The organism is Reticulibacter mediterranei, assembly GCF_016587455.1.
The window spans coordinates 7,466,808-7,477,562 of the sequence record NZ_BNJK01000001.1; the positions used below are offsets into that span (position 1 = coordinate 7,466,808).

Consider the following 10,755-nt stretch of genomic DNA (forward strand, 5'->3'; position numbering starts at 1 on the left):
TTGCGGGAACTTTTCAGTGACTCTGCATCTCCATTTGCCTCGAAAGACGTTTGCGACACTACGTTATATTATATCTATTTTCTTTAAAGAAACATTGATTATAGGAAAAAATTATAAAACCCGGGCTTCTTATTTATGAAAAAAGCCAGGAATAGCCGGTAATATATGATTCCATGAGAAAAATGCAGCAAGGAAAGCAATTAATATTAAAAGCAAGATAATGGCAGGTATGAACATTGCTATAGCATTAGTTGTGATAATGGCTTTTGAGGTGTGATTGTAACCTGTGCGCACCATCAAGCTTCCTCTATATTTCCAGCACCAGAATGAGATCATATCGCCCAGCGAGAGATTAGCGCCGCGCAAATTCCCTTGTATGCGCACATCCCTTTTCTCGCCACTCTGCAAACGCACCCGGACGGTTGTGACCAGGATGCGTTCACCTTCTTTGTGAACAGGTTGATTAGGCACAAGCCAGATAAATTCGGTTACGAGATCTACCAGAGCTCTGAGAAGGTTTGGATAGTCAGGAAATTCTTGTGCTGACTGCACATGTATAATGATGCCAGTGACATCTGGTCTGCGTCTCGGCAACCAGATACTACGAGGAAATTCTTCAGGTAACCTGAAAATTTTAGTTTCCTTAATAGGTATGGTAGGAAAAATCTGTTCCTGACCGCCGTACCCGGCGTTTTGGTAGGGCGTTGGTGACATCTGGGATCTTTGTACCGGGAGGTTATTGTTGCCATGTTCTGGATGATCCGGCACAACAACAGGGAGATGCTTAGATCTCCCTCCTGATGATTTGGGAGGAACAATGGCTTGCTGTTTATCGGTATCAGATGAGAGGCGCTCATCCTCCGCTCGATTTTGCTCTATGTTGGAGCGATAGAGGGTCAACGATGCACCGCAGTTGGCGCAGGTAGTGGCAGGGCCAACATCGCGGTACTGGCAGATTGGACATTGTATGGTTGGCATGCACGTCCCTCCCAATATACAAGCTATGAGCGAGAAAAAACCTATGCGGTTCTCGTTCCACTGCGGATAATACTATTCAAAGTGCTATCAACACTCTGATCAAAGGTATTCTGGGCCATCTGGAAATTTGAAACGAGAGCCATGCCAAACATTTTCCATGCGAAATCATTCATAGCTTTACGGGCCAGTTTGACTCTCTCAAGTTCATGTGCACGTGTCCTTTCCTCGCCGTATGATTTCGTGAATCCTTCGACAAAGTTTTTCTCCAGATCACCGCGATTATCAATCATTTTCGCTTTATCGCTCATGTCTTCTGTCTCGTCAATCAGCTTTTGAATCTCAAATCGTGCTCGTTCGCGTGCATATGTTGTGAATTCAGCAGCATTGTCTATCGCCGATTTTGCTCCTGTGGGTTTTGGTACAAACTCCTTTGGCTTCACACGATACATCTCTTTATCATACTCATGCTGGCTCGCAACCTGTTCTGCTTTTTGCTCCTGTGAGAGTTTGCTGGCATCTGTTATCATATCATCCAGGTGCATCATTCTTACCGATTTAAGCCGGTCGATCTCTGTGCTCTTCATTACCTCGGTTCTATTTCCACTATCATCTATTCCTCTCTCAGTCACTTCATTCTCTAAAGCATATTTCGCTCTCGTTATATTAAAACGAACGATAGCAGCATGATATCGCTCCTCATAGAGAGCCAGTCTCAATTCATTCGGGTTCTTTTTCGCTTCGGCCTCGCTATGTGCCTTCGTGATATGATCAACACGTGCGTTCTCATATTCTTTTCTAGCTCTTACTAATTCGCTGTCTCCATGTTCAATATTCACCCTTTGTAGTTTTTCAACAAGCTTTTCTATCTCAGCGCTCCTTTTTACTCCATCCAATTGCTCCAGCGCATCAATCTCAGTGATTTTACGAATATGATAAGAGTTCCTGGTGAATGGCGATTTACTCTTTCTTAGCCTCTTTTCAAGCTCCTTGAATTCTTTCGCCTTTTTATCTTGTTCCGCGCATTCAGCTTTTTTATCCTCAAAATCTTGTTGTACTACTTCACGTCTTTGCCAATCAGGATGAGTCCTGGCCGCAATATTCAGTTCACCTGGAATTTCTCTTAGTCTTCTATTAATAAAATTTTGGCGGCCTAGAAGTTCCTCGTATGAGAGGCCGTTAGCTTTTGCCCATTCTTCTTTCGCTGTATTCAAATTCGTATTATTTCTCCGTCGTGCTTCACCATTTTCCCTCAATTGGTCTTGTATTGACGCCAATTCTCCTGGGATATTCTTCAGCCGCTCTTCTATTGACGCCAATTCCCCTGGGATTTTCCCCAGCCGAATTTCTACTGGCGCCAATTCCCCTGGGATTTTCCCCAGCCGCTCTTCTACTGGCTTCAATTCTTCCGATATTTTCCCTAGTCGCTCTTCTATTTCAGTCAATCTGGCCTGAGTAGCCTTTGGTTCGGCTGAAGTAGAGGAACCTTCTTTATCAGCGGGAGGAGTAGAGGAGCCTTCCTTATTGGCAGGGTCAGATGCCTTACTCTTGAGGTCTGTTTGCTCACTCTTGAGCCTGCCTTCCTCATTCTTGAGGTCTGTTTGCTGACCCTGGAGCCTCGTTTCCTCATTCTTAAGGTTAGTTTGCTGGCCCTGGAGCCTGCCTTCCTCACTCTTGAGGTCTGTTTGCTGGCCCTTGAGCCTGGGTTCCTCTTTATTGAGGTCTGTTTGCTGGCCCTTGAGATTGGTTTCCTCTTCCTGGTATCCCCTCTCCCTCTGCCGGAAGGGGTTCAATCTCCTTTCAATTTCAACTTGCATACCCGCATAGACGGTACGCCGATGCTCCCGCATATTCCTCTCTCTCACGAGTTCCTTAGGATTCTTTAGCTCTATTTCAATGTCAGCCAGTCTTCCATTAATTTGATTTCGCCGGTCTGCAAGTTCCCCGTATGAGCGGCCACGAGATTTCTTCCATTGTATATCAAATACCTCCCATTCATGCCGATTTTTCGCCCATGCTTCACTAAGCTTCGCCCACGGGTCGTCTTCTGCTGGCTTCAATTCCCCTGGGATTTTCCCCAGCCGCTCTTCTACTGGCTTCAATTCTCCTGGGATTTTCCCCAGCCGCTCTTCTACTGGCTTCAATTCTCCTGGGATTTTCCCCAGCCGCTCTTCTACTGGCTTCAATTCTCCTGGGATTTTCCCCAGCCGCTCTTCTACTGGCTTCAATCTTTCCGAGATTTTCCCTAGTTGCTCTTGGATTGGCTTCAATTCTTCTCGGATTTTCCCCAGTCGCCCATCAGTTTCAGCTAATTCGGCCGTATTGTCTTCTCCTGCCTCCCTTGAGAGCAGGGTATCCTTCCGACCTCTGAGGCGAACCCGCTCATTAAGGAGGTTGCTTTGCTGTATCTTATATTTAGTTTCTTCATTCTTGAGGTTGTCCCGCCTACCAGTGAGATTAGCTTCCTCTTTCTTGAGGTTGCCCCACTCACCATTGAGATCGGCTCCCTCTTTCTTGAGGTTGTCCCGCCTACCAGTGAGATCGGCTCCCTCTTTCTTGAGGTCGGCTTGCTGATCCGTAAGCCTGCTCTGCTCATACTGGAGACTGCTTTGCTTCCACTTGAGATCGGTTTGCTCACTGATGTTGATATGCTGCTTCTTGAGTCTGTCTTCCTGTTCCCGGAACGCAGCGTCATTCTGCCAGATTTGGGCTGTTCCCTCCTCGTGTTCCTTTATCTGCTTATTGAGGCTGCCAAGCTCTTTCTCTAGACTGGCTTTCTCTTTCACCCGCGACTCCACAAGACGGGATGCCTTCGCATCAATGTCTTTTAGCTGATTACCGAGGCTTTCGCGCTCAATATTGAGTGCGGTTGTATGTGCGTTGAATTCAGTTTCTCTGGCTTTTTGCTTATCATATCTTGGTAAGTCTGTGTCATTTTGTAGCTCGATGCCATCGTTAGTTCCTTTTATCGTTTTCACCGTCTCGGTCTCACCAAATTTGCCAAATGTTTGCTTCTCTTTATCAATATCTGCCAACGCACTCCTTTTTAGGGCATGGGCAAACACTCTGGATGCGTCATTTAGCGCCTTCTGACGTATGTGGAGCAAACCACTGGTGGCATCATTTCCAATTTCCCTTACTGACTCCTTAAAATGATACATGGTAACGCTATCTTCTGCACGCTTCACTTTAGCTATATCCTCTCGGACCTTTATTATAGTGCTATCGTTTGTACGTATACCTGACAGAAGTGCATGCATATCAGAGAGGGTTGAGCTTCCTGCATAGGATACTTTTTCTAACATTTCCATCTGTGCCAGGCGATACTGCTTGAATGCGTGTTCTTGCTTCTGCCTATTCCTCATAGCAGCGGCGTCAAATGACTTGGCGGCTTCCTTCAGATCAAGAGTCGATCCATCCTCAAACAGGGGCGCATCCTGTTTGAGGTGAAGCTTGGTCGGCTCTTCTTCCTTACTTTTTGTCCAGTCAATGTCTTTGAGGTCGATCATCGTCCCATTCGCTAACTCAATTCTGTTGGTCTGGAAGTTGATGAGATGCTGTGTCGTCAGCATCGTTCGAGTATTGCGATTCTCGACGACCTCCGTGCCACCTTCTGGAAGTGCTATTGTCCAGGATGTATCCTTGTTGCCATGAGAGGAAAGCTCACTATTAAAGGAGGGTGCTTTACTCAGGCTACGATGCCTGGAGCCACGAGCAACATCAGGGGAAAGGGGACCTCTCTCCATAGAAGTACTACCAAGAACAGTACCGCCCTTATTAACAGTAATATCTCGAATTTCGTGCAATTTTATAACGGTATTGCTCCCGTTCAGCGTGACGGTTCCCTTCTCAATATCGACCACGCCATGCGCTCGCAGATGGGATCTATCAGTAGCATCAAACCTCTTTCTTATGCCCTGCAGTCCTTTTCTGACACCTGGTAGATCTTTTCTAAGCGCTGCATTTTCTATCTCACGAAACTCTGGTTGTGCCGAAATCGCTTGCTCTGTTTCTCTTTTAAACAAGCTGAGCGCATTTAATTTAGCATACATATTATGCGCTGTACACTTGTCTTTATCTTTATCTCTCTTTTCTGCCGTAACAGTGGATGATACCTCGGTCTTTAAAATTTTTGAATGAACTTTCGGCTCTTTCGTCGTTTGAACATCCTTGATCATCACCCTTACCATAGACTCAACAAGTTGCTTATAGGTACTTCGTAAATTTCCCCTCTTAAAAAAATATTCAGCTTTATTCTTTCTTTTCTGTTCATGTAGCTTTCCAATTTCTCGGTTCGCCCGATGCCTTGCCCGAAAATCCCTCAGACTTCCCACGTTACGCTCAAAATTCGCATCCTTATCATTCAGCTCTTGATTGGTGAGAGATGCCAGCTCTTTGGCCGTCATTTTCTGGTTCTCGAAGGGGGCCAGCTTGATTTTAGCGGGATCAAGCTCTTCTGTCTTCGAGAAGCCGCTATCATGCCTGGGCGGTGCTTCAGTTACATCAACACCTGAGTCAACCGAACTCACTGATGATCTTCTAGAACGCTCAGGTGATTTAAGCGGTTTGTCATCCTCATTACCACCAAAACCTGAGTCAACCGAACTCACTGATGATCTTCTTCTTCTAGAAAACGCCCCTGTATCAAAAGCTTGCGAATCTTCTTTTGAGAGTATAGCACCCGCCATCAGGTTGCCTGATTCCGCCGCGCGTCGCTTTCCAAGAGCCTTAGAGCTGAATGCCTGTGCAGCAGACTTATCAGGGTTAGCTGATGGTTCTACATATTTTTTCCCATCATTATCAGGAGCGTAAAAACCTCCATATTGACTAAGCATTTCTGGGGATATAGGAGCATCATATACAGGAGAGGGGTGAGAAGGAAAGGGGGGAGAAACATCTCTTAAATCACTGGATTTTTCACCGTATTGTATCTCAGAAGAAGAGCCAGCACCCTGGTTTGATAATGTATGAACGTCCTTTCTACGACCTCGCCGATGCTCGTCTCGTGTTACGTCCAATTGCTTCCGGCTCCAACCGGCTGATGTTGATGATTCACCTCGTTCTTGAGATTCAGTCCGTGTAATGAGAATGGATGGCCGTCTTGCTCTTTTATCTTTCTCTCTCTGGCTTTGATCTTGGCTTTGATCCTGGTTTTTATCTCGGTTTTTATCTCCGGGAGGAGGAGGAGTAACATCTCTTCTTGAATACACGGCCTTTTCCTTTCCTGGTAGTATCGACACTTGCTACGTCATTAGTACGTTTTTCACATGCCTACAAATCAGTGTAGAGAGAACATTCCTCAGATGCTAGTCGGAAAGAGGGAATGTCTCCTCTTCCTCCTCCTCCTCTTCCAGGTCCTCCTCCTCTTCCAGATTCTCAGGGAAAAAATGCTCTTTAAAATTCATACCTAGAATGGCTTGCTCGTACTCTGTATAATCAGAGGTTGCAATAGTGTGCAAGGAGGCACAGAAGGCAACTTCAGGCATCTGTGCTTGAGGGTCAGCGGTTTCCTCAATGTCTTTGCCAGCCCAGTTCCGAACGATATGCATTGTGACCTCTGCTACAGCCTGATAGCGCTCATCTTCCGTGCCATGAGCACTACTGCTTAGTTCATCAGAGATCCAGGTGCGGTTTTTCTGTGAGAGGAGCGTACGCACTTCTGAACGATACAGGCAGCGTGCTGGACAATAGGAACAACCGGCAAAAGGCCCCTGACGACGTTTCATGAGTAGCTTATAGCGGTTGGCAAACTGCTCAAGATAGTTCCCTGCTTGTATCATGCCATCCCGGAACTGAGCCTCTATATCGTCTGGTTCAAGGTCGGGGGCGGCTTCCTCTGCTGCGGCATAGGTACGTATAAATTGGCTCAAGCCAAGCGTCAGAAGGTGTGAGAGTTCTTCAGTTTGTTCGTAGGTCCATCCTGCCTGTGCGCCCCGCTGTTGCATAAGCTCAAAGCTGCCGCGCACCAGCACCATTTGTAACACGGCATTATGCTGTTCTGGTAAGAGAAATGACATATCCTCTTCTACCTGCTCTGAGAAGCGTAACAGGATATCAAAGGTATTCGCTGGGCTGGCAACGATGCGCAGAATGATATTGGACCATAGCCACTTGCTTTTTTCAGAATCGAGCAACTTGCCTGCTGCCTGGTAGATTGTTGGGTCCGGTCCTCCGGTGGATGACATAGGCAATTTGTATTCGTCGATGTCGAGGATGGCCTGATATGGTTGGACGGAGGCATACTCTTGACTGAGACGTTTGAGATCTCGATCTAACAGGGGCGAAATGTTGCGTTTATAGTTATCGATGCGCACAAGATAGGCATGGTCATTTCCTTCTGCGTAGACCGCTGCCATACCTGGGACCAGCTTGCTCAGGTGATTCTGCTGCTCTTCCGTGAGGCTCATAGTCTGCCCGATGCTCTGGCGGTCATCGCTGGCGATCAGGCGATGGGCAATTTTCAGGTTGGTATTTTTCAAAACATCAGGTGCGAGCTTGCTTGGAATTTGCTCGGCGACCAGAACGCCCTGACCATAAGCTCGCACCTCTGAGAGCATGTTGGTGAACGTCTCAATCGCCTGGGCACGAGGATTCGAGCCTTCGTCGTTGACCTGTGTGCTGGTATTTTTGAGCAGGCGATGGGCTTCCTCAAAAACAAGCAAGTGTTGAAAGCCAGGAGGAAGCAAACCTGTAGCAGCCTGGAGGCGACGAAATTCATAGAGCCTGGTAAGGAAGAGGCCCATTAAAAACGTTTTTTCATCGTCGTTTCCAATGTTTTCTAGTTCCAGGATAGTGGGAGTGCTTAATAGATCGTGCATAGAAATGCCACGTGCAGTATCCAGCATCAAGCCTTTGGAGCCGATGCGCAGCGAACCAATCCGGGATTTTAGCGCCGCCTTCACATTACTTTCGATTTCATGATGATAGCCGAGGCGTACTGTGACTTCTTCAACCTTATAATACAGGTCAGTCATTGTCGGAAAAATTGGGTACTCGTGGCGCTGAGACCAGTCGGTCAGACGCTGATTGACACCACTGGTAAGATCCCACCCTTTATCCTCATAAATTTCATGCAATGCAGTTTCCAATACCTGGGGCATCGGAGCGTAAAGAGGAAAGGCCGCGTTAAAAACGGCTTTCAGGGAATCGATATGACTCAGAAGGGAGACACTGCCAGGCTCGTCGTCAGTTTCAAACTCAAAAGGGTTCAGGCGAAAGGGCGCGATCATTTCACTGCCCAGCGTATAAATGCGCATCGATGTTTTTTGGGAGAAGATACGATGGAGGGAGCGATACTCTGTTTTCGCTGGCTCAATAACCAGAAACGGTTTGTTCGCTTCCACCACGCGATCAAGCAGGTTCATGACTGTTGTTGTCTTGCCACTGCCGGTAACGCCAATCACAACAGCATGTTTTGTTAAATGCTCAAGCGAAATATTATATGTTTCAGGTGTATTTTTCCCATTTTGTTGAATGTGGCCGAGAGGCAACTCCACCTGGTCAATGGACTGGAAATCAACGTCAAAATTCACATGATCATGGATCGCGTATCCCTGGACTTCTTCACGTGGGAGCCGGATTAACATGCCCACCTCATGGGAAGTCAGATACGTATGAAAATCCTTGAGGGGGGTGCCGTTGGTCTGGCAGATAGTAGCGCGCAGTGGTTCTGGACGAGAGTCAGTCCCCGCCAGGACGCCAAGCAGCAGCGATCCCAACCGTTGGGCATCGTTCAAATTGCCGGCACCAAAATACGCTTTGACCGTCCACTGACCCGCGGCCATCGCCTGGTCGTGCCGCTCCAGATCATGCTCCAGCAGTTGAATGAGATATTGTGCGCGGTAGTTAAGCAGATCGCCACTAAATGTCTGTGAGGAGCCACCAGACTCGCTGGTGGTAAGCTGCTCATTATCTTGCTTCATGCTGGTCCATTGCGTCCGTAGCTTCTGGTAGACCTGTGTCAGGAGATCAATAATGCGCATCCGCGCTTCGATAACCTTGAGTCGTGGACGGGGATGAGCCTGTATGATATATGCCCAGGACGCGCCATGCATACCGCGCAGCACACGTTCTAACTGTATTTGATCCAGATTGAATGGAGCGTTCCCGGATTGTTGTGCATATGCCATCCTTTGAACTTCGGTTCCTGTGCCAAATGATTTATTGCTAGGGATACCAGTAATAATACCTTTTTTCATGAAATGGTCAGGGAGCATGGCACTGATGTCTCCCGCTGAAAAACGTTCCATCTGTATCCCGGGAAAAATGCCTTCCAGAATCGTGCGTGTTGCCTGCTCGCTTCCTAGAGAGAGGTAGACCGTCGTTTTATGAGGAGCGCCTAGAATGACCAGTGTCAGATCGGCCAACTGCTGGTTGTGAGCCGCAATTACCAGGTCAGACATGTATTGTCCAAAATTGACATAGGGGTTTGTTGCCCCAGGGTTACGAGCAGATGATAGCCAGAAACTTGCCAGTCCACGAATGCGAAAAAAGACCTGTTCACTACCAACAAATAGATCCTGGGGATCAAACTCCTGTGGTGTTGTGCCTTCCAGGTGGAAGCGCTCAAATTGTCCAATGAGTCGACCAAGAACATTCGATGTCTCAACATCAAAGCCGGGAATCATCTTGATACCTCGCCCTCTATCGTAATTGGCTCATATCACTTCAGTTATGTGTGGAGGACTATAGCATCAGATTACCATGATAGGCAGCCAACTTTAGGGAGGAGAGAGGGATGATTTATTGTAATATTCAGAGCAATATACTCATAAGACAATGCAGAATTATCTTCCCTCCTTCCCCCTCATTATCCTGTTCATAGTTTCTTATTCTGATAAGTAAGCAATAAAAGATTGTCTGCTGTTGATGAAGAAAGCAAATAGAACAGTTTTGAAAACAGATAGAGGAAACGAAAGGATGGAATATGCTTGTATCAGCAATAAATGAGTGGGCGACCATCGGCGTGATTCGTGCCAGTCTCTTGCTCGCGGATGGATTAGAGCAAATGCATGCTGTTCCGGCTCTGGCCTTCTTTATAGGATTATTTCTCCCACCAGGGCTGAATCCTGCTGCTGTAACACCAAAATGCGACGGAGACTTAGTACAACAGATAAAAGATGGAGCAACCACCATCATTAGCGTCTTAACCGGCGTGGGCATTTTTATTACGGTCATTGGCATTATTATCGGTGGATTAATGCGCGCGACTGCCTTTGGCAATGAGCGGAGAATAGCGACTTCAAATACCGCTATTACTGGAGCTATTGTGGGGATTGTCATTGTCGTGCTGGCAGTTTCAGCGGGTCAGACTATTCCCACATGGTTTGTAAAAGGTGCCACATGTACGCTATAGGGTAACATCCATGAAAAAAGAAGAGTTTCCCACCTTTCTCAATGAACAGCCCACTGTCGCTTTTGGGCGGACAACGCGTGAACTGGTGCTGATCCTTCTTGGCGTATCACTGACCTATCTGGTCTGGCTTTTACTGGGACATATCATTCCTGGAGATGACCTTGCGGCCAAGATTCTGAAAGGCATAATTGCTGTCATCCCTCTCGCGGGGCTGATAACAGTGGCTTTCGTGCAGATTGCTTCTCGGCCTCTGGAGATATGGGGTGTCATTGGCCTGATGTACTTTTTTACGCCCAAAGTGTTTACCTTTGACCCCACAGAAGAACTTGATCAGGATGACGACGACGCGATCGATATGGAGCTATATCAGCTTGTTGCTCGGAGCGAAGCAAAGAATGATTGGTAAAAAAAGACCATCGAAAGGA

The 10,755-nt window shown here is 47.1% G+C and carries 5 protein-coding genes; 2 read left to right on the top strand and 3 right to left on the bottom strand.

What is annotated here, in order from left to right; all coding sequences use genetic code 11:
• Positions 1 to 129: 129 nt before the first annotated feature.
• The 3 genes from K3T83_RS32135 to K3T83_RS32145 form a co-directional block, all read right to left on the bottom strand.
• Positions 130 to 978, bottom strand: a complete 849-nt coding sequence (locus K3T83_RS32135) for an alpha/beta hydrolase family protein (protein ID WP_220207007.1) — start codon at positions 976 to 978, stop codon at positions 130 to 132.
• A 41-nt stretch (positions 979 to 1,019) separates the two neighbouring features.
• Complete coding sequence (locus K3T83_RS32140; RefSeq protein WP_220207008.1) at positions 1,020 to 6,185, bottom strand: coiled-coil domain-containing protein; 5,166 nt, start codon at positions 6,183 to 6,185, stop codon at positions 1,020 to 1,022.
• A gap of 96 nt (positions 6,186 to 6,281) precedes the next feature.
• The gene (locus tag K3T83_RS32145) at positions 6,282 to 9,602 is read right to left on the bottom strand and encodes an ATP-binding protein (RefSeq protein ID WP_220207009.1); all 3,321 of its coding nucleotides are present in this window, start codon (positions 9,600 to 9,602) and stop codon (positions 6,282 to 6,284) included.
• Between the two features lie 299 nt (positions 9,603 to 9,901).
• On the opposite strand from K3T83_RS32145, the gene K3T83_RS32150 reads away from it, so the two are divergent.
• A complete protein-coding gene (locus K3T83_RS32150; RefSeq protein ID WP_220207010.1) occupies positions 9,902 to 10,330 on the top strand; it encodes a hypothetical protein in 429 nt (142 codons plus the stop codon).
• 10 nt (positions 10,331 to 10,340) lie between these two features.
• Positions 10,341 to 10,736, top strand: a complete 396-nt coding sequence (locus K3T83_RS32155; protein ID WP_220207011.1) for a hypothetical protein — start codon at positions 10,341 to 10,343, stop codon at positions 10,734 to 10,736.
• Positions 10,737 to 10,755: the final 19 nt, after the last annotated feature.

Excerpts from the sequence above, each read along its gene's own strand:
- K3T83_RS32135 (WP_220207007.1), bottom strand. The coding sequence starts at position 978 with ATGCCAACCATACAATGTCCAATCTGCCAGTACCGCGATGTTGGCCCT.
- K3T83_RS32145 (WP_220207009.1), bottom strand. The coding sequence starts at position 9,602 with ATGATTCCCGGCTTTGATGTTGAGACATCGAATGTTCTTGGTCGACTC.
- K3T83_RS32150 (WP_220207010.1), top strand. The coding sequence starts at position 9,902 with ATGCTTGTATCAGCAATAAATGAGTGGGCGACCATCGGCGTGATTCGT.
- K3T83_RS32155 (WP_220207011.1), top strand. The coding sequence starts at position 10,341 with ATGAAAAAAGAAGAGTTTCCCACCTTTCTCAATGAACAGCCCACTGTC.